Origin of the sequence: Nocardia sp. NPDC056611 (genome assembly GCF_042792755.1) — a bacterium.
Classification (GTDB): Bacteria; Actinomycetota; Actinomycetes; order Mycobacteriales; family Mycobacteriaceae; genus Nocardia.
This window is the reverse complement of the sequence record NZ_JBHTVV010000002.1, coordinates 666,616-686,104: the sequence shown is the minus strand read 5'-3', so window position 1 is coordinate 686,104 and position 19,489 is coordinate 666,616. Positions and strand designations below refer to the sequence as shown.

The window sequence follows — 19,489 nt, the reverse complement described above, 5'->3', positions numbered from 1 at the left end:
CTCCGGAAAAGGGTGATGCCGCGGTGATCTGGACGGGTACCCAGACCACCGCGGCATCGGTGGAGACCGAAAGCGGATGTACACCCCGCGGGCTCGGCCACCGTTTCAGGGCGCGCTCGCGCACGCCGCGGTGGGTTACACCGCGGTCGGGCGCGCCTGCGCGTCGACTCCGCCGTCGATGACGAACTGGGAACCGTGGATGAATCCGGCCTGCGGACCCATGAGGTAGGCGATGAGCGAGGCGATCTCCTCGGCGCGGCCGTTGCGGCCGATCGGGGAGACGAAGTTGCGGATGGCGTCGCCGTAGCGCGGGTCGTCGAGCCCGGCCTGCAGCAGCGGGGTGTCGACGCTGCCGGGGGCGACGGTGTTGAGCCGGACGCCGGCGGCGCCCCACTCGACAGCGCGCTCGCGCACGGCCACGGTGACGGCGTTCTTGGACGCGGCGTAGGCGTAGCTACCCGCGTAGTCCCCGGCCTGGGCGAAGGCCTCGGCCTCGGCGCCCGTGGCGATCGGGTTGTCCTCCCACTTGATGTGGGTGGAGGCGACGGACGAAACCACCACGGCCGCAGGGTTTTCGCCCTTGGTGAGGGCGGGCAGCAGCGCGTCGAGCAGGGCGACGGTGGCCCGGTAGTTGATCTCCACCACCAGGTTGGGGTCGGGCACCTGGGGGCCGACGCCCGCGCAGAGGATCAGGCCGTCGAGGCTGCCGCCCGAGCGCTCGAGCACCGCTTCGACCGCGGCGTTGCGGGCGTCGGCGTCGGTGAGGTCCACGGTGATGTCCGCGTTGCGCAGGTCGATGCCGATGATGTCGTGCCCGGCGGCACGCAGGGCGGCGGCGGTGGCCGCGCCGATGCCGGAACCGGAGCCGGTGATGGCGATGGTCATGGGGCGATTAGAACAAGAGGCAGAACAATCCAGCAAGCCCCGGTCGCGGATCATCTCGGCTACCGGGACGGTGGCGGCGAGGCGTGCGGCGGGTGGATCGACTGTCCGGATCGCCTCGGAACTGATGCCTTTTGGCGAGGGTGGCGCTAGCATCAATCACAAAACTAGAATCGGTTCTAGTTTTTGGCCCTTGCTCACTGTCGAGAGGACGATCGATGCGCTTCACCTACGCGGAGGCGATGACCAACCCGGATTACTACATCCCCCTCGCTCAGGCTGCCGAAGCCGCCGGGTTCCACAGCATCACCGTGGCCGACAGCATCGCCTACCCGGCCGAGTCGGATTCGAAGTATCCCTACACCGCGGACGGCAATCGCGAGTTCCTCGACGGGAAGCCGTTCATCGAGACCTTCGTGCTGTCGGCGGCCATCGCGGCGGCCACCACCACGCTGCGCCAGACCCCGTTCGTGCTCAAGCTGCCGATCCGCCCGCCGGTGCTGGTGGCCAAGCAGGCCAGCTCGCTGGCCCGGCTGAGCAACAATCGCTTCGCGCTGGGCGTGGGCATCAGCCCGTGGCCGGAGGACTTCCAGATCATGGGCGTCCCGTTCGAGAAGCGCGGCAAGCGCATCGACGAGTGCATCGAGATCGTGCGCGGTCTGTCGACCGGTGAGTACTTCGAGTACCACGGCGAGTTCTACGACATCCCGAAGATCAAGCTCACCCCCGCCCCCACCGAGCCGCTGCCGATCCTGCTCGGCGGCCACAGCGACGCCGCGCTGCGCCGCGCGGTCCGCCTGTGCGACGGCTGGATGCACGCCGGCGGCAATGCCGAGGAGCTGGACAAGTACCTGGCCCGGATCAACGAGCTGCGCGCCGAGCGGGACCACAAGGGCGACTTCGAGATCCACGCGGTCTCCTACGACGGCTACACCCCCGACGGGGTGAAGCGCTGCGAGGAGAAGGGCATCACCGACCTGATCGTCGGTTTCCGCAACTCCTATGCAAAGGAGCAGGACACCGAGACCCTGGAAGAGAAGATCACCAAGATCAAGTGGTACGGCGACAACGTGATCGCCAAGCTGAGCTGATCACGCCTGCCCGGCGGGGCTGATCACGCCTTCTTCGCGAAGCCCAGCTCGATCACGGCGTCGCGTTCGCCGACCAGTTCGGCGACGCTGTGATCGATTCGGGTGCGGGCGAATTCGCCGATCTCCAGGTCCGGCACGATGGTGTACTCGCCGTCGGCGCAGGTCACCGGGAACGAACTGATCAGTCCCTCGGGCACGCCGTAGGAGCCGTCCGAGGGCACCGCCATCGAGGTCCAGTCGCCGGGAGCGGTGCCCAGCACCCAGTCGTGGATGTGGTCGATGGCGGCGCTGGCCGCGCTCGCCGCCGAGGACGCGCCGCGCGCGGCGATGATGGCGGTGCCGCGCTGCTGGACGGTGGGCACGAAGTCGCCGGTCACCCAGGCGGGATCGTCGATGACGGTGAGCGCGTCGCGGCCGCCGACGGTGGCGTGCGCCAGGTCGGGGTACTGGGTCGCGGAGTGGTTGCCCCACACGGTGATCCGCGCGATGTCGGCGGCCGCGGCCCCGGTCTTCCCGGCCACCTGCGCGATCGCGCGATTGTGGTCGAGGCGGGTGAGGGCGGTGAACCGTTCGGCGGGAACGTCGGGGGCGTTGTTCATGGCGATGTAGGCGTTGGTGTTGGCCGGGTTCCCGACCACCAGCACCCGGACGTCATCGGCGGCGTTGGCATTGATGGCCGCGCCCTGATCGGTGAAGATCGGGCCATTGGCAGCGAGCAGGTCGGCGCGTTCCATTCCCGCGCTGCGCGGCCGCGACCCCACCAGAATGGCGATGTTCGCGCCCTCGAAGCCGAGCCACGGGTCGTCGGCGATATCGATTCCGGCCAGTAGCGGGAACGCGCCGTCCTCGAGTTCCATCGCGACGCCTTCGAGGGACCCGACGGCGGCGGGAATCTCGAGCAGCCGCAGGCGCACCGGCGTGGACTCCCCGAGCAGGGCTCCCGACGCGATGCGGAAGAGCATGCCGTAGGCGATCTGCCCGGCGGCTCCGGTCACGGTGACGGTCACTGGCGCAACGTTGCTCACGGCGATCTCCTCGCGATAGCGGCTGATCTCTCTTCGACCCTATCGACGCTCACCCCGCGTCACGCCCGGCCGTGAGCAACGGAACACCGGCCGCGAGCTCACATCACAGGCCACGACCAGGTCCCGGCCGCGCGGCGGAGTGCGCGACGATTGGCAATCACGGCGGGGTGTACCGCGGCGTTCATCGGCGACGGCGCCCACGCCGACCCGAGGGCCGCGGCAGCGTGCGCCGTCGTGCAGCGGGTGTCGCCGGTGATCGATACGTCGGAGTGCGCGACGACCGGCAAACACGGCCCGGGTGTACCGCGGCGGCCATCCTCGACAGCGCCTACGCCAACCCGGGGGCCGCGGCAGCGTGCGCCGTCGTGCCGCGCGTGTCGTCGGTGGTCGATGTCCGGTCCGCGTCGCCTCAGCGGGCGAGGTCGGCGATGTCGGAGTCGGCGAGGATGATCGGCCCGGCCTCGTCGCGGGCCCGCACCAGCTGGACCGCGCGGTAGAGCGGGCGTTCCTCGGCGTTGGCGTCGCGGGCCTCGGCGCGCAGTTGCTGGACCAGCATTCCGGAGATGGCCAGGGCGGCGGCGAGCGGGCATCCGGCCAGGGCGTCGGCGAGTTTGCGCAGGCCCAGGATGTGGAGTTCGCGGCCGCTGCCGGAGTCGCTGTAGATGGCCAGCGGCACGACCTGGATGTCGGGGCCCGCGGTGGCGCGCAGCACGATGCGGCTGATCTTGCCGGGGTGGACGACGATCTCCACGGCCGTGGCCGCGGCCAGGTCCAGGTGGCGTTCGCCGCGCCAGGTGCGGGCGTGGATGACGCTGCCGGACACGGTGATCCGGCGGCGTTGCACGGCCATGGCGTACAGGGCGGTCGGTGCGCCCAGGACCAGACCCACCGCCAGCGCGGTCGGCCAGTGCACGAACAGCGCCATCAGCAGGCCGACCCCGATGCCGATGCCGAGCGCGGCGAGGGTGAGTTTGCGCAGCGCGGGGGCCAGCAGTTCGGGGGCGATCAGGTCGAGCCCGACCTCGCCGGATCCCGGCGTCGATTCATGAGTCACAGCGGTGCATTCGTCCAGGTCCGTAGGGTTCGCGCGGTCCGCCGGCGGGCACCGGCCCGTGCGGCGTGCGCGGGTATGTCAGCTGGCCTCTACCTCATACCCCGATTCGCGCACGCGTACGCGGATTCGGCGGAGGTTCGCCGGGCCGTAACAATGCCGCACCGCCAGGTAACACCATGCCGCGCCGCCTGGTGGCACTGCCGCGCCGCCGGGAGCGGTCGCGTCGCAGCCAGCCCAGCCGGTCGAGGACATCCGTGGTGGGTCGCGGCCGCTGATCGCGTCCCGTACCGGCCATGGGCCAAGCGGTGGCTGCCCACCATGCTGACCACCTGTCCATGCGGATGGACCCGATCAGGCGGATGCGGCCGCCGTTGACGCCGCCGCGCACGTCGGAGCCGCGGTGGGACGAGGCCGCGGCCCAGGCCGCGCCCGCCACGGGTCACGGCGGGCGCGACGGCAGTTGTCACCGTCGCGTGACGGCAGTTGTCACCGTCGCGTGACGGCAGTTGTCACCGTCGCGTGACGGCAGTTGTCACGTCGCGTGACGGCAGCGGTGGAGCAGGTGCCGTCGTGCGGCGGGAGCGGGTGGCGGGACCCAGCGCCTCTCGGTACTGCCGGGTCCCGCCTACGCGATCAATCCTGTTCGCCCGCAAGGGCTGCCGCGACCTGGGCGACGGCCTCGTCCAGCGGGATCTGCCGCTGTTCGCCCGTACTCAGGTCCTTGAGCCCGATCTCGCCGTCGGCGACCTCGCGGTCGCCCAGGACCAGCGCGAGCCGGGCGCCGGACTTGTCGGCGGCCTTCATCGCGCCCTTCATGCCGCGCCCGCCGTAGGCGAGGTCGGTGCGGATTCCGGCCTTGCGCAGGTCGGCGGCCAGCACCACCAGGCGCTGCTTGGCGACGTCGCCGAGCGGGATGCCGAAGACCTGCACGCGCGGGCCGTCGACGGCGGTCTTGCCCTCGGCCTCGAGCGCGAGGACGGTGCGGTCGACGCCGATGCCGTAGCCGATGCCCGACAGCGCCTGCCCGCCGAGTTCGGCCATCAGTCCGTCGTAGCGGCCGCCGCCGCCGATGCCGGATTGCGCGCCGAGTCCGTCGTGCACGAATTCGAAGGTGGTCTTGGTGTAGTAGTCGAGCCCGCGCACCATGCGCGGGTTGACCACGTACGGCACGCCGAGCGCGTCGAGGTGGCCGAGCACCTGCTCGAAGTGGTTCTTGGCGGACTCCGACAGGTGGTCGATCATGAGCGGCGCGTTCGCGGTCATCTCCTTGACCTCGGGACGCTTGTCGTCGAGCACCCGCAGCGGGTTGATCAGCGCGCGGCGGCGGGTCTCCTCGTCGAGCGGGAGCTTCATGAGGAATTCCTGCAGCAGTTCGCGGTACTGCGGGCGGCAGGTCTCGTCGCCGAGGGAGGTGATCTCGAGCCGGAAGCCGTCGAGGCCGAGGGTGCGGAACCCGGCGTCGGCGATGGCGATCACCTCGGCGTCCAGGGCCGGGTCGTCGATGCCGATGGCTTCCACGCCGACCTGCTGCAGCTGCCGGTAGCGGCCCTTCTGCGGGCGCTCGTAGCGGAAGAACGGTCCGGCATAGCAGAGTTTGACCGGCAGCGGGCCGCGGTCGAGGCCGTGCTGGATGACCGCGCGCATGACGCCCGCGGTGCCCTCGGGGCGCAGGGTGAAGCTCTCGCCATTGCGGTCGGCGAAGGTCCACATCTCCTTGGAGACGACGTCGGTCGACTCCCCCACACCGCGCGCGAACAGGGCGGTCTCCTCGAAGACCGGCAGCTCGACATGCCCGTATCCGGCCAGTCGCGCGGTCTCCACCAGTCCGTCACGGACGGCGGCGAACTCCGCGGAGGTGGGGGGCAGATAGTCGGGGACCCCCCTCGGGGCACTGAAGCTGCTGGTCTTGGTCACGATTGTCAAGTTTCCACCACGGCCGCGCGACAAGTCCAACCGGTTCCCGGCCCGGCCCTCATATGTAGGTTTTTCTCAGCGAATGCAGGTAATGTCTGCCGCGGCCGCTGGGCTGACGGGCTCGTTTGTGCTGACGGCCCCCGTCTGTACAGACATTAGATACCGACCGTTCACGGAGGGACAGTTAGTGCCGAGCAATGAACAGCGACGCGCTGCGGCGAAGCGGAAGCTGGAGCGTCAACTCGAGAACCGGGCCCAGCGGGCGCGCAAGCGCAAGCAGCTCACCATCGCGGCGTCGGCGCTGGGCGTCGTGGTCGCCGTGGCGGCCGGTGTCGGCATCTACTTCCTGACCAAGGGCGATGACAACAGCACGAGCGCGAAGGCGTCCGAGACGCCCGACGCCTCGCTGACCGCCGCTCCCCCGCCGGCCGCGAAGGCCAAGCCGGCCTCGGTGAGCTGTGAGTACCGTCCGTCGCAGAAGCCCGCCGACAAGACGGTGAGCGCGCCGGGGACGGCCAACATCACGACCGCCGGCCAGGTGAAGGCCACCATGGACACCAATCAGGGCCCGATCTCCATGACCCTGAATCCGGGCGAATCCCCCTGCACGGTCAACAGTTTCGAGTCGCTGGCCAAGCAGAAGTACTTCGACGCAACCAGCTGCCACCGCATGACCACCGGTAAGGGTCTGCAGGTGCTGCAGTGCGGCGACCCGTCCGGCACCGGAATGGGCGGTCCCGGTTACGAATTCGACAACGAGTACCCGACCGACCAGTACGCGCAGACCGATCAGGCCGCGCAGTTCCCGGTCGAGTACAAGCGCGGCGTGCTGGCCATGGCCAATGCCGGTCCGGGCACCAACGGCAGCCAGTTCTTCCTGGTCTACGGCGATTCCCAACTGCCGCCGCAGTACACGATCTTCGGCACGGTCGACGAGGCTGGGCTGGCCACCCTCGACAAGATCGCCAAGGGCGGCGTCGCGGGCGGCGGTCAGGATGGCAAGCCGGCCATGGATGTGAACATCCAATCGGTCCAAATCAACTGACCAGCATGGTCTTTCGGCCCCGGCGCGAATCGCGCCGGGGCCGTTGCTTTTCCGGCGAAAGTCTCGGGAAGGTCCCGTTGAACCTCTCGCGTAAGGCTTCCCTAACCAAAGAAAATCCTGAGTTTTCCCTCACCTGCCGGAATTGTGCGATATATGCTGGATCGCGACGCGCGCGTACGGCGGTTTCGGAGTTTTCGCTGGTAATCTCGTAGAACGGAGTACCAAGGCGAAGTAAAGCCCACCGGGCAATCCCCACTCGGGCCGCCGCTTCGCCCCATGTTCTCCGGGTGTCCGCGTTTGCAGGCGGGACAACCTATGCGCAACCACCGTTCGTATAGCGATGTCCGTGACGAAGCACCATCATCCACAGTGATCCAACTGCAGCATCGGGGAGCAGGCAATGGCCGAGGAACTCGACGACATCGGCCGCGAGACGGCGGCGATGATGAGGCAAATGTTGCAGCTCGCGACACTTGTCGCGCTGCGCACCCGGGAACGTGGCCAGAAGGAAGCGGAAGCGCGTGTCAGGGTCACCGAGGCCCGCCAGAAGGAAGGCCGTGAGCGCCGGTTGCGTGAGGCCGCCGATGCCAAGGCCCGCGATCCGCGTAACCGTGAGCTCTCGCGAATCCTGGAGCGCCCCACGCTCGAACGCGGTGGCGTCTCCCTCGAGAAGGATCGCTTCTCGGCGGCGACCGAGGCCTCCCGCATGGCCGCGCAGCAGGCCGGTCGCGGTGGCGCCCGGTACGACTCGGTGGAGCGGCGAACCGCTCTGGCCCAGCATCTTTCGCGCATGGGCATCTCGCCGGAACTGCAATCGGTGCGCATGCTGATGGAAGTCGGCCAGGCGCAGTCCGCTCAGGACGCCGTGCGGATCCGCGAGCAGGAGGCGGCTCAGCGTCGCGTCCGCGAGCAGGAAGCCCACGAGCGGGAGCGCGAACGCGCCCGCTCCCGCGAACGAGTCTGAGTACCAGTCGTTTCGGCCGTTGCGATGTGTACCGTGGCGGATCGCCTTGCGATCCGCCACGATCCGTTTCCGGGGCCTAGAGCGGGAACTCGCCCATGGTGGGGTTGCTGAACAGGCCCTGCTGCGGCGACTTCAACGGCAGCGGCGTCAGCATGTCCTTGTGCCCGTTGCGCACACTGCAGTACTTGAACGGGCCCTTGGGGTCGAACAGCTTCGCCATGTGCGGGTCGGCGTGGTCGAGGAACCACACGCTCAGTCCGGTCTTGCCGTCGTGGCGGAAGTGTTCCCACGCCCGCCACATGGCATCCAGTCGTGCGACCGCCTCGGCGTGCTTCCACCATTCCGGACACCACACGGTGTCGCTGATGTCGGTCACCTGCCGGCGGTACACCAGACTCAGGTAGTTCTCGACGAACTCGACCACGCTCTGGTAGACCATGCGCTGCGGCTCGTCGGGACGACGGCCACGAGAGTCGTCGAAGGGGAAATTGTCGGGGTGCTGCTCGTCGCTCACAGCGGTCGGACCTCCTTGGGAGCCGCGACATCCGGGATTGTCTCTTTGATCAGCGCGGGACTGGTCAGATCATCGATGGTGGTCTTCTTCGTCGGTGACGGGTCGTGTGCCTCGATGGAACGCTCCACCGCGGCCGCGTCGGCGCCCTCCCACCACGGGACGGTGCGCACCAGCACCGCCGGTGTGCCGGAGGAGAACAGGATGGCGCGCCCACGCGGCAGGGTGGCCAGGGCGTGCGCGTTGAAGGTGCGCGAGGAGCTCAGCGAACGCGAATAGCTCTTGCCGCCCTTGGATTCCGACACCGACTGCGCGATCGAGTCGTAGTCGCCGATGGCCTCGGAGCGCTGTTGCAGGAAGGCCATATCGTCGATGCCGCTGCCGATCACCTTGATATTGGCCGCGCCCCAGAGAGCTTCCATGCCGTCGGGTCCCCAGCAGCGCGCGCCCTGGGCCCAGGACTGCAGCACCGTCATCACCACGATGCCGCGAGATCCGAAGTGGCTGTACTGCTTCGGCAGATCCTTCCAGCGCACCACGTTCGCGGCCTCGTCGAGCGCGGCCAGCAGCGGGACCGGCAGGCGGCCGCCGGGCGAGCGGGACGCCTTGTGGGTGGCGACCTCGATGACCGCCGCGGTCAGCGCGCTCACCAGCGGCGCGGCCGAGCCACGGCCTTCCAGGGACAGGCAGTACAGGGTGCCGTTGCCCTCCAGGAAGGCGAGCTCGTCGAAGGGTTCGCGGCCGCCGTTGGGAATGATCCACGGCTGGATGTGCGGCAGTTTCAGGCACCGGATCATGGCCTTCGCGCCACCGAAGATGCCGTCGCGGGTGCGCACGTCGAGGTTGTACTGCCCGGCCAGGCCCTCGGCCATGTAGTGCTTGGCGCTGCGGCGCAGGATTTCCACGGGCGTGGTGTCGAGTGGGTTGTTCACCCATTCCCACGCGCGCAGGATATTGCTGCCCTCCAGACCCGCGGCCAGGAACAGCGCGGCGAGCAGGTCCTCGGCTTCGGGGTCGAAGTAGGAGTCGGCGCCGCCGCCCGCCGAGGGGCTGCCCTCGGCGTCGGAGAAGTGCCCGGCCAGGCTGACCGCGCGCACCTCGGCGCCGGCGCGGTGCACGTCGACCCAGGCCAGCGGATCCCAGTACCACTGGGGTTCCTGCTGGGCCTGCCAGTCGTGCGAATCCGGGGCCACGCCTTGCGGATCGAAGACGAAGATCGGGGAACCCTTGCCCGCGCGCACATCCCGGGTGGCGTCGACCACGTCACGCTTGTTGGAGGTGACGACCACCGGGCCGATCGCGGCCAGCACCGCCGGGATGACCCGGGAGGTGGTCTTGCCCTGGCGCGGTCCCCAGATGTCGACCTGCAGGTCCTCGTAGGAGCCGTACATCATCTCGCCGTCGGCGACCGACATGCCGATCGGAATGCCCGGCACCAGGGCGTCTCCGGGCCGCATGAGCGATCCGGGGATGACCTTGTCGCCGGTGAGGTGGGTGTGCAGCGGGACGCCCATCTTCCCGGCCTTCTCCCGCACCCCGGCGAGGGTGAGCGACTTGATCGCGCCGCCGGACCCCATGTGGTCGGCCTTGTCGTCGATGGCCAGGCGCCCCTTCTTCGAGGTCTCGGTGCGGTGGCGCTTGTAGAACACCCAGCCCGCGGTCCCGGCGACCACCAGCACCACGATGACCGTGGCGGCGGTCGGCCAGCGCACCTGGCCCTTGATCAGGTTGACCACGATGGCGATCGGGTTGATCGGCAGGTTCTGGCGCGGGGAGCTGAGCAGATTGCCCAGTTGTACTGCCAGCCACAGGGTTCCGAAGATATAGAAACCCGCGTACACGAGGTGCAGGGTGCGGTCTGGACCCGGATCGGCCGGGTCCTGCACCGGTGTCTTCGCCATCTCTATCCTCCTGGGATGACCTGTGAGTCGTTGCCGCTCAACGGAATTCGTCCAGCAACCAGCTACCGCCGGGGCCACGCACGACGGTGGCGACGACCGTGGCCGGGGGTAGCTTTTCCCGCTTGCCGTCCGAGTGGACGACCGTCTGCTCGATACCGATCTTGTACTGCTGCCGGTTCGGGTCGGCGCCCGCGGGCGCCTTCTCGCCGGAGGCGAAGGCGAACGCCTCGACGTGCGCGTTCTCCTTGGCCCATTCGGCCCACCGCAGCGTCGGGCGCGGTGTGTCCACGGCGGTGGAAGGATTGTCCAAGGTGCGGATCAGGGTGGGGCCCAGCCATTTCCGAGCGCGCCGCAGCGCGTCGCCCTCGGATTCGGTGGCCGGGTTCCAGGTGTAGATCTGCTGCAGCGCCGCCACCGCGACCCCATCGGGGGTGGTGGGGTCGGGCGCGGGCGCGACCTCCAGCAACCGGGTGGTGGTCGTGGGCGCTTGCCCGGCAGGCGGATTCGAGCCGCCGCCGTTCGAGCCGCCGCCGGAACAGGCGGTGGCCAGCATCGTGACGCTCACCACCAGCATCACCACCCCAATCGGACCACCCTTCCAGGCTAGTCTCCGGGTGCGGCGCGCGCGCCATACCAGCCGGTTTCGATGCTCGGCGTGTCCAGCCCCGTTGCGGCCGTTCGGGTCTTCGTCGCGGGAGCGGCTCATGTGCCGCGCTTGGCGTCGTGGAGGGTTTCCACCAGCGAGCGGTTCATCTCCGCGGCCGCGGCCAGCTGTTGTTGCAGCAGCGCCACCTTGCGGCGCAACGCGACCGCGTCCATACGCTCGAGGCCGGGGGTCTCGGCGGCACGCACCCAGTTGCGCACCGAATTGGTGTGCACGCCGATCTGTTCGGCCACCACCCGGCACGCCTCCGATTCCGAGCGCAGCTTGCCGGTCAGCGCGATGACCTGTTCGACCGCGGCCTGCCGGACCTCCGGCGACACTCTTCGATACGACCGGTGCGGCATCATGCGGCGCTCCCCTCGTCCGAGCCGGACTCCGTGCCCGCGCCGCGCGTGGCGGTGGTCTCGGTGAATTCGCTGAAACGCTGGTTGGTGTCGTGGATTCCGCTCTCCCGCTCGGAGAGCGTGAACTCCATCTGGAACGGGATGCCGGGGCGGCGGTCCTCGCCGATCTTGAGCAGGAACTTGCCGGTGCCGGGTGCGGGCGGGCGCTGCTGGCCCGGTTTGAGCGCCTCACCGGTGAGCGCCTGCGGCGCGGACCAGCTGGTCACCATGTCCTCCTCGGCGGAGGTGAACGGCACGGTGGAGTCCAGCCGTGCGATCTCCTCGGCCGGCAGCGCGCCGAAGATCTTGGCGCGGGCGCGTTCCAGGAAGCCGAGCGCCTTGGCGATGGCGGCCTCGGAACCCAGCGCCTGCAGGTCCTTGATGGTGTGGCTGATCATGATCAGCGAGGTGGCGATGCCGCGCTGCAGCCGGGTGAGCTCGTCGACGCGGTCGACCATGAAGTCGCCCAGGCCCAGCACCTGCCACAGCTCGTCCATCACGACCTGGAAGTAGCGCTGCGGGCCCAGGTCGGCGTCGGCCAGCACGTGCGCCGCCTCCACCGAGGCGAAACCGTCGGCCCAGCAGGCCAGCATGACCGCGGCCTTGAGCTTCTTGTCGCCGGTGGGGATGTGGGAGACGTCGATGCAGACCGCGGTCGCGGCGGTGTCGATGGGAGTCGTGGTCTGGCCGTTGAAGATCGCGCCGAACGGGCCCTGGGTCAGCGCGCGCAGGGAGCGACGCAGTTCCTTGATGGCCTCCGCGTACTCCTCGATATCGTCCGCGCCCGCGTCCAGGCGCAGTTCGTCGCCGCCGGCGACCACCACATCCAGGAGATCCTCCATGATCGGCGGATTCTCGGGGGTGAAGGCACTGCCGTCGCGGTAGAGGATGCGCAGACCGGTCGAGATGAGGGTCTCCTCGAAGTCGCGCACACGCTCGCCGCGCACCAGCTCCACCAAGCCGGCGACCAGGGTGACCTGGCGGGCCCGCATCTCCTGCATGACTTGCGTCTGGAGTTCGGGAAAGTCGTCGAGCCGCGGCACGATCGAGCCCAGCACGCCCGCGGCGAGCGGGTTCAGCTTGCCGTGCCCGTAGCCCAGGTCGATGACCTGGCCGCCGACCAGCTCCACCAGCTTGCGGTAGTCGGGCTTGACGTCGGCCAGCACCAGCGGCGTGATGCCCTGTGCGACACCGCCGAGCACGATCCGGCGCACCAGCGAGGACTTGCCGAAACCGTTGAGGCCCAGGACGAACAGGCTGGGCGCGGTGATGAAGCTGCCGCGCATGAACCAGTTCATCGGGTCGAAGCAGACCGGCGCGCCGGTGTGCAGGTGCGAGCCCAGCGGGGTGCCGATGAGCGGCGCGCCCGCGCCGACCGACCACGGCCACAGGCCCGCGACCTGCGCGGTGGTGGCGCGATACTCGACGGGACGGCCGACCACGTTCATCCGCCCGCCGCCCGCGCCGATGTACCCGCGATCGGTGAGTTGCGCGGTGGTCCGGTCGAATTCGTCGAAGCTGCCGTACTCGATGCGCTCGGCCCGCGCCGCGAAGTTGCGCCGCCGCAGGTCGTCGGTGTGCAGCCGGAAGGTGGCCCAGGCCGCCTTGATGCCGTTGCCCTCCCGCGCGGTCACCTCCAGCTTGGCCCGCTGGGTGTCGTCGAGCAGCTTGGGTCCGGACTGCTTCTTCTTGGCCGCCGCCTTGCGCGCCGCGGCCCGCTTGGCCGCCGCCTCCCGCTCGGCCTGATCGAGGTCCTTGTCCCGCTTGTCCTTCCGGAGTCCGCCGCGCCCGCGCTCCTCCGCGGTGGACCGCTCGGGGCGTCCATTGCGCGTGGGCCGGTTGCGCGCCGGCCGCTCCCCCGCGTCGCTCTCGGGCCGCGCCGATCGCGTTCGCCCGGGCGTTCCGGTCCGGCCGCCCAGATGCACCCGATCCGCGTCGGTCGCCCGGCCGCGTCCTTCGGAGCCGCTGCCGCGCCGCGCATCCCGCTCGCCGTCACCTCGCCGCGCATCACGCTCGCCCTCACCACGCCGCGCATCCCGCTCGCCGGTGCCGCGCCGCGCATCACGCTCGCCCTCACCGCGCCGCGCGTCCCCGTCGCCGGTGCCGCGCCGCTCGCGTGGGAGGTCGCCTTCGCCGCGGCGGTGGCCGTCGGCGCCGCGGTGAGCCTCGGCTGCGCGGTGTCCGTCGGCTGCGCGGTGAGCGTCGGCGCCGCGGCGGTCACGTGCGGGATCTCCGTCGGCACGCCGACGTTCACGCCCGAGTTCGCCTTCCACGCCGCGACGTTCACGGCCGGGGTGTCCCTCGCCCTCACGTCGTTCACGGCCGCTGTGCCCGTCGCCGTCCCGCCGTCCACGCGCGGAGTCACTCGCGGCGCTCCGGCGGTCACGCCCGTCGCCGCTCTCGGCAGCACGCCGGGTGCGCCGGGGATCGTCGTCGCCGGGGCGTTCGCGACGTGGACGCTCGCCGGTCTCCGCGCGGCGCGCCGTGTCGCTGCCGGGCTCGACCTCACGAGTCCGCTTGCGCTCCATGCGATCCCCCTCGGTTCGTTCCGGCCCGCGCGCCCGACCGCGCTCCGCGGCCACGTCCCCGGAGCCCGCGCCGCCGTGCACCGCGGCACCGGGGTCCGGCGCGTCGCGCACCGCGAGCTCGCGCCCCCGGGATGCGGTGTCACGCGAGGACGTCTCGGACACGCGGCGGTCACCGAGGGCCGCACTCGAATCGGTGTTCCCGACACCGGGTTCGAGAGCGGGCAGAGCCGGCAGCCGCCGCTTCGGCGCCGTACCGCTCCGCTCCAGGGCGATGTCATCGCGACCGGTCGGTTCGACCGCTCCGGAAACCTCCTGCGTGCCACGGGTCACCGTTGCCGTCCGGGATGCCACCGGGTCCGGCCCACCTGCTTCCGCGCGCACGCCGCCCGGTCCGAACTCACCGCGGCCGGCCGACACGCCCGTTTCCCCGGCGTGATCGCCGAGACCGGGTGCGGGAATGACCGATTCGGCACGATCGGCCGAGGCCCGGCCGCTGGTCGAGTGGGACTCCGAATCCCCGTGCCCCTGGCCGGTCACTCCCGGTGCCGAGCCCCGGGCCGGATCGTCCTGGCTCGCACCGAGCGCCGCGTTGTCCCAGGCCCCGGTGTCGGCGCGGCGCGCCTCGCCGGCGCCCCCGTCGGCACCGGACTGCGCCGCGGTGTCCGCGAACTCCGCCGAGTAGTCGATCGGGGTGTCGCGGCGGAGCATGCGACGGTCCGGGAGGGTGCCGCGGCGGGGGCGGTGCTCGTCGCGCATGACACGGGAGCCGGTGGGCGGGTAGGGCTCCGCGTCGTCGTAAGGGTCGACGGGGGCCTGCTCCCGTCGCGAGCCGCGGCGCGCAGGGGGCGGCGCGGCGTCGCGTTCGCGGACGGGCGGGTCGAGGTCACGTGACATGGTGGGTTACCCCGCGAGTGCTTTCGGGATGGTGGCGTGTTCGGGGAGGATCACCCCGCAGCCGAGAGAGGCCGCGAAGGCCGCGGCCTGATAGCGGTAGCAGCGACGGATCTTCAAGCGGGCCTGGGTGGACAGGTCCCGGGTGATGGACTCGATGCGGGGCAGGTCGCCGCGCAGCGGTTCGGTGATGGTGACCAGCGCGCCGAATCGGGTCACGCCGTGGCCGCGGGCCTGCTCCTCGCGGGCCTGCTGGGTGGCTCCGACCCGCAGGGTGGCGGCGGCGGACACGACGCCGCGCTCGGATTGCTGTGCGACGAGGGCGTTCTTGTAGTCGTCGTCGACGATCTGGGCGGCGTCACCGGCCGAGTGCGGGCGGTAGACGATGGTGATGCGCTTGCGCGGCACCTCCGGATTCGGCGCGAGCAGCCGCTGCAGCACGCGTTCGTCGACCGCGCCCTCGGGGGCGGTGTCCATCTCCCAGGTGACCGAGCGGCCGCCGTCGTGGATGAAATGGTCCCAGCGCTCCTCGTGCGAGACCGGTCCGGCGTCGGCCCAATCCAGGCCGTGCCCACCGGGTTCGCCCGCGGCCACCTCGAGGTCGGCCTGCGCGGCCGGGTCGTAGCTGCGGCGGATGAAGGAGATGATGTCGTCGGCGGCCATGGGCTGGCAGCGCACGCCCGCCTCGGCCAGCGCCGCGCAGATGCCGGGCAGACGGCGGCCGATCTCGACCGCCTCCTCCGCCGGATTCTTGCGCCGCTCCGCGGTGGTCGCCTTGAAGGTGATGGCGACCCGCGGCAGCAACTGCACCCGTTCCTGCGGCAGCTCGGTGGCCAGCTCGTACATGACCTGCTGGGCCAGATCGGGGGCCTCGGGCCGGGTGATGGCGGAAACCTCGGTGAGCAAACGGTTTCCGGTCTCGGGCACGGTGTCGATGACCGGCACCACCGCCACGATGTCGGAGGTCTGGCCCAGCGAGGCCAGGAAGGTGCCCCACGCGCCGACCCAGCGGTCGATGACCGGCTGGTCGACGGCCTCGTGGCCCTGCGGCCAGGCCCGCAGCACGACCGTGTACTGGGCGAACTGCGGTAGGTGGATCATGCCGAAGCTGTAGCCGCCCGCGTCGATGCCTTCGTACAGGCGCGACGGGGCCATCAGCCCGGGCAGCCGGGTGACGCCGCCCGGGATCCGCGAGAAGCGCCCGCCCCGGTACACGTGCTCGCCCTTGGACCGGCCGCGCAACCAATGGAACATCATCAATCCGTTCTCGTAGCCGGAGCGGCCCCCCGTCCGCCACACCAGTGGAACCATCACGACCGTGCCGATGCCCGCCACCACGGCGGCCGGTTGCGGACCGGCCACCAGCGCCGTCAGCAGCGCGGTGATGACGACGGCGAATCCGACCACGGTCTCGCCCCAGCGCAGGCCGAATAGGCCGGCGCTGCGGGGCTTCTGCCACAGTCCGTACGAGCGCCGCTCGTAGGTGTCGGTCATCGTCATCGCGGGATGGTGCTCCTGCCGAGGTCGGGTGCACGGTTGGCCCAGCGGTCACCGGCGACGTCGCCCGCGGCCGATTCGGCCTTGCCCAGCGAGGCGGTCGCCGCCCGGGCCTGCGCGACCCGGCTCGCCACCGCGGACGCGCCTGACGGTACTGCGCCGCCGCCTCCTTGGGCCGCAGGACTCGCGGCCGCGCCGCCACCGGCGGGACGCGGCGGCGGGGTCGGGCGCGGCGCGCCGCCACCCGGGCCGCCGCCGGGACCGGGCCGGGGCCGTCCGCCCCGGCCGCCGCCGACGTATCCGGCCGCGCCCGGACCGGCGACCCCGCGCGGGGCCACCGCGCGCGAGCCGACCGCGCCGAGCGCCGCGATACCGACCAGGGTGCCGGTGGTGGCGGCCAGACCCGAACCGCCGGAACCGACGATGGCCACCTCACCCGCGGTCGCCAGGCGCATGAGCGCGGGCAGCACGAACGCCACGGTGCCCAGCAGCACGATGGCGACCAGCATGCGCTGGGCCTCGTCGGCGTCGGGCAGGTTCGCGGTGCCGGTGCGGTCGTCGGTGACGCCCGCGGTGGTGAAGGCGATCATGTAGACGATCGCGGCGACCGGCTTGTACAGCATGAACGCGATGATCCAGCGAATCAGCTTGTTGTAGGACGACATTCCGATGCCGGTGCCCGAACCCGCGGCGGCCAGCGGCAGCACGCCCGCCGCGACCACCAGCATGCCCTGGCGCACAATGGCCAGCACGATCTGCGCGAGCGCCCCGAGCAGGCCGACGATGGCGATGATGAGCACCAGACCCGGCGAGAACGCCTGCAGCTTGGAGGTTTTCACCATCAGCTCGGCCATGTTCTTGGCATTGCCGTTGGTGGAGTCGTTGATCACCCACTCGGAGAACTTGTCCGAGGCCTGGGTGGCGGCCACGATCACCGCGCCCAGCATCCAGGAGCTGAACACCACGCGGGCGAACATCCAGAACGAGTCCGTGGCCTGGTCGACCGCGGCCCCGCGTCTGGCTCGCGCCAGTTTCAGGCCGGTGAGTATCACCGAGGTCATCAGGAACAGGATCTGGACTTGATAGGTGTAGTCGTTGATCTTGGTGAATAGCGTTCCGGCGTCGCTGACTCTCTCGTTCGGGATCTTCATCCAGAACGTGAGCGCCAGGATCAGTGCCTCACCGAGACCACTCATCAGCGAGTCCACGACCTTGCCGAAGGTGGAGTCCCACGCCTTGTCGCGCACGGTGTTGGCCACCTCGTTCGGGTGGGTGGCGACATTGCCGGCCTTGCACGCGGCCGAGGCCGCGTCGCCGAGCGAGATGCCGGGCACGCCCAGTCCGTCGAGGGAGTCGTGTAATTCGTTGCAGGCCTGGTCGAAACCGTAGGTCTGGCCGTAGGCCACCGTCGGGGTCGCGATCATGACGGTGAATACGACCGCGAGAATCGTGACTAGCCGCCTCAGCATGTGGTCCACCTCTCGATGGGTCGCGATGCCATATCTTCTTCTGTCACCTGTGGAGCTGTTGTCGTCACCAACGGGTCCACCCCGCCAGCGAATCCACGTACTCGGTCTGCGAAGTCCGGGACGTGGAGGGCTTGAGCCGCCAGTCGCCGGCGTCCCAGACCATGATCAGGCGCACCGCCGCCCACAACTGCCGGCTGTCGACGACGGGCCCGCGCGCGGCCAGCCGCACGATGGCCATGTCGTCGGCGTAGTTCTCGACCTGGAAGCCGTCGGGGGCGACCAGGTAGCGGGTCACCTTCTCGGGCTGCTGTTTCGGCAGCCGCTGATCGGCCAGCGCCTGGTCGTAGGCGGTGAGCTGTTCGGCGGGCACACGGACCTGCCGCACGTACAGCTCCCGGTCCGCGGGCCGGGCGTTGAGCCGGTAGGTGATCTGCGCGGCCGCCAGGGCCGCGCCCTGCGGGGTGTGCGAATAGCCCACGGCCAGGCCGTTTTCCAGGCGAGCCGGGCCGTCGGACGTGGAGAAGGGGACCGACGCCCCGTACACCCGCTGCCAGCCGTGCGGATCGGTGATGCCCAGCGGGGCCGCGGTCAGCCAGTCGGTGTCGGTGGCCTTGCGCTGCTTGCCGGATTGCTGCGGCAGGGGCTGGCCCGCCACGTTGTTGGGGATGTCGATGCGGCGGCCGAACAGATCCACCTCGGGGGAGGCGAATCCGGTGGCGCCGGTGTCCGAGGTCGCCGGCGTCGCGCCGGGTTCGGGCTTGGCGCTGGGCTTGGCGTCGCCGTGCCCGAAGTAGACCACCAGACCGGCGATCAGGATGACCGCCACCAGGGCGGCCGAGGCGATCACGCCGAACGAGACGCCGTCGCGCTCGGGCGACTCCTTCTCGCTCATCGCAGTGCCTCCACGGTGTCGTTTTCAAGAGCGTGTGTGCGGGTGGACAATTCAGCCGACCGGCCCCTCAGGTCGGCAGCAGGGCCAGCGCGATGCCGCTGGCCGAGGTCGCCATGATCGCGCCCAGCAGGCTCATCACCACCCCGTGCGTCGCCTCGTTGGCCGCCAGGTCGCCGCGGAACGCGTACCACAGCCGGCCCGCGGCCAGGATCATCCAGGCCAGGCAGAACAGCAGGACGCACCACAGCAGCCAGTCGATGAGCTGCATCATCGGCCGGAGCACATCGGCCGGCATCTGTTTGTAGGCCAGTACGGCCACCGCGTCCGCGCGGGTGGAGAGCGCGGCGTGCAGGGCCTGCGGCACCAGCGCGGCGGGCATTAGGTGATCACTGCGTTCATGATCGTGCCCGCGCTGGTCGCGACGATGCCTCCGATCATCGCGCCGGCCACCATCTTCGGGGACTCCAAACCGCCTCCCGTCCACTTCTCCCAGGCGAACCGGCCACCGGCGTAGGTGATGCCCAGGATTCCCGACAAAAGTACGAACCAGGTGAAGTACCGAACCAGTTTCAGCAACTTGTCCGACGCGGGCGGCGCCTCGGGGGTCGGGTTACCGACCTGGGCGAGGAGCTGACCGTACGCGTCATGTACGGCGAGGAGCATGCTCATTGTCTGTCCTTCTCCAAAAGCGAACTGCTAGTAACAATCTCGCCGATCACCGGCCCCGCCGTCCAACCGGAGGCGGCGCCTACTTCGGAAATCTTTCCAGCACAATGCA

At 70.1% G+C, this 19,489-nt stretch carries 18 protein-coding genes; 4 read left to right on the top strand and 14 right to left on the bottom strand.

The window, feature by feature from the left end; genetic code table 11:
- Positions 1-135: 135 nt before the first annotated feature.
- Positions 136-885, bottom strand: a complete 750-nt coding sequence (locus ACFRAQ_RS11780; RefSeq protein ID WP_357083468.1) for an SDR family oxidoreductase — start codon at positions 883-885, stop codon at positions 136-138.
- 215 nt (positions 886-1,100) lie between these two features.
- Between ACFRAQ_RS11780 and ACFRAQ_RS11775 the strand changes: the two genes are divergently transcribed.
- Positions 1,101-1,973, top strand: a complete 873-nt coding sequence (locus tag ACFRAQ_RS11775; RefSeq protein ID WP_357083471.1) for a TIGR03619 family F420-dependent LLM class oxidoreductase — start codon at positions 1,101-1,103, stop codon at positions 1,971-1,973.
- A gap of 23 nt (positions 1,974-1,996) precedes the next feature.
- Here the strand turns inward: ACFRAQ_RS11775 and ACFRAQ_RS11770 are convergent, their stop codons facing one another.
- Together ACFRAQ_RS11770 and ACFRAQ_RS11765 are read right to left on the bottom strand one after the other, a co-directional pair.
- A complete protein-coding gene (locus ACFRAQ_RS11770; protein WP_379097704.1) occupies positions 1,997-2,998 on the bottom strand; it encodes a malate dehydrogenase in 1,002 nt (333 codons plus the stop codon).
- Positions 2,999-3,407: 409 nt separating this feature from the next.
- Entirely contained in the window at positions 3,408-4,052 is a 645-nt protein-coding gene (locus tag ACFRAQ_RS11765) for a hypothetical protein (RefSeq protein ID WP_379097701.1), read from the bottom strand.
- Between the two features lie 293 nt (positions 4,053-4,345).
- On the opposite strand from ACFRAQ_RS11765, the gene ACFRAQ_RS11760 reads away from it, so the two are divergent.
- Positions 4,346-4,552, top strand: coding sequence for a hypothetical protein (locus tag ACFRAQ_RS11760; protein ID WP_379097698.1), 207 nt, complete (start codon positions 4,346-4,348; stop codon positions 4,550-4,552).
- Between the two features lie 133 nt (positions 4,553-4,685).
- On the opposite strand, the gene hisS is transcribed toward ACFRAQ_RS11760, so the two are convergent.
- Positions 4,686-5,966: a histidine--tRNA ligase gene (gene hisS, locus ACFRAQ_RS11755; RefSeq protein ID WP_379097695.1), complete on the bottom strand. Its 1,281-nt coding sequence runs from the start codon at positions 5,964-5,966 to the stop codon at positions 4,686-4,688.
- Positions 5,967-6,153: 187 nt separating this feature from the next.
- Here hisS and ACFRAQ_RS11750 point away from each other — a divergent pair, with 187 nt between their 5' ends.
- Together ACFRAQ_RS11750 and ACFRAQ_RS11745 are read left to right on the top strand one after the other, a co-directional pair.
- On the top strand, positions 6,154-7,011 hold the full coding sequence (locus ACFRAQ_RS11750; protein ID WP_379097692.1) for a peptidylprolyl isomerase: 858 nt from the start codon (positions 6,154-6,156) through the stop codon (positions 7,009-7,011).
- 400 nt (positions 7,012-7,411) lie between these two features.
- Positions 7,412-7,975, top strand: coding sequence for a hypothetical protein (locus tag ACFRAQ_RS11745; RefSeq protein ID WP_357288128.1), 564 nt, complete (start codon positions 7,412-7,414; stop codon positions 7,973-7,975).
- A 76-nt stretch (positions 7,976-8,051) separates the two neighbouring features.
- Here the strand turns inward: ACFRAQ_RS11745 and ACFRAQ_RS11740 are convergent, their stop codons facing one another.
- The 10 genes from ACFRAQ_RS11740 to ACFRAQ_RS11695 all read right to left on the bottom strand — a co-directional run bounded on the left by ACFRAQ_RS11740 (position 8,052) and on the right by ACFRAQ_RS11695 (position 19,380).
- Positions 8,052-8,489 (bottom strand): DUF4913 domain-containing protein, encoded by a 438-nt coding sequence (locus ACFRAQ_RS11740; RefSeq protein ID WP_357288131.1) that lies wholly within the window; start codon positions 8,487-8,489, stop codon positions 8,052-8,054.
- Entirely contained in the window at positions 8,486-10,387 is a 1,902-nt protein-coding gene (locus ACFRAQ_RS11735) for a type IV secretory system conjugative DNA transfer family protein (protein ID WP_379097688.1), read from the bottom strand. The genes ACFRAQ_RS11740 and ACFRAQ_RS11735 overlap by 4 nt, the downstream gene beginning before the upstream one ends.
- Before the next feature lie 37 nt (positions 10,388-10,424).
- Positions 10,425-10,961: a hypothetical protein gene (locus ACFRAQ_RS11730; protein ID WP_379100223.1), complete on the bottom strand. Its 537-nt coding sequence runs from the start codon at positions 10,959-10,961 to the stop codon at positions 10,425-10,427.
- Between the two features lie 128 nt (positions 10,962-11,089).
- Positions 11,090-11,398: a transposase gene (locus ACFRAQ_RS11725; RefSeq protein ID WP_357100470.1), complete on the bottom strand. Its 309-nt coding sequence runs from the start codon at positions 11,396-11,398 to the stop codon at positions 11,090-11,092.
- A complete protein-coding gene (locus ACFRAQ_RS11720; protein WP_379097684.1) occupies positions 11,395-14,856 on the bottom strand; it encodes a hypothetical protein in 3,462 nt (1,153 codons plus the stop codon). Before ACFRAQ_RS11720 ends, ACFRAQ_RS11725 begins: the two co-directional genes overlap by 4 nt.
- Before the next feature lie 6 nt (positions 14,857-14,862).
- Complete coding sequence (locus ACFRAQ_RS11715; RefSeq protein WP_357083503.1) at positions 14,863-16,353, bottom strand: SCO6880 family protein; 1,491 nt, start codon at positions 16,351-16,353, stop codon at positions 14,863-14,865.
- Entirely contained in the window at positions 16,350-17,819 is a 1,470-nt protein-coding gene (locus tag ACFRAQ_RS11710; RefSeq protein ID WP_379097680.1) for a hypothetical protein, read from the bottom strand. The genes ACFRAQ_RS11715 and ACFRAQ_RS11710 overlap by 4 nt, the downstream gene beginning before the upstream one ends.
- A 64-nt stretch (positions 17,820-17,883) precedes the next feature.
- The gene (locus ACFRAQ_RS11705) at positions 17,884-18,711 is read right to left on the bottom strand and encodes a hypothetical protein (RefSeq protein ID WP_379097677.1); all 828 of its coding nucleotides are present in this window, start codon (positions 18,709-18,711) and stop codon (positions 17,884-17,886) included.
- 67 nt (positions 18,712-18,778) lie between these two features.
- Positions 18,779-19,090: a hypothetical protein gene (locus ACFRAQ_RS11700; protein WP_357083512.1), complete on the bottom strand. Its 312-nt coding sequence runs from the start codon at positions 19,088-19,090 to the stop codon at positions 18,779-18,781.
- Complete coding sequence (locus ACFRAQ_RS11695; protein ID WP_379097673.1) at positions 19,090-19,380, bottom strand: hypothetical protein; 291 nt, start codon at positions 19,378-19,380, stop codon at positions 19,090-19,092. Before ACFRAQ_RS11695 ends, ACFRAQ_RS11700 begins: the two co-directional genes overlap by 1 nt.
- Positions 19,381-19,489: the final 109 nt, after the last annotated feature.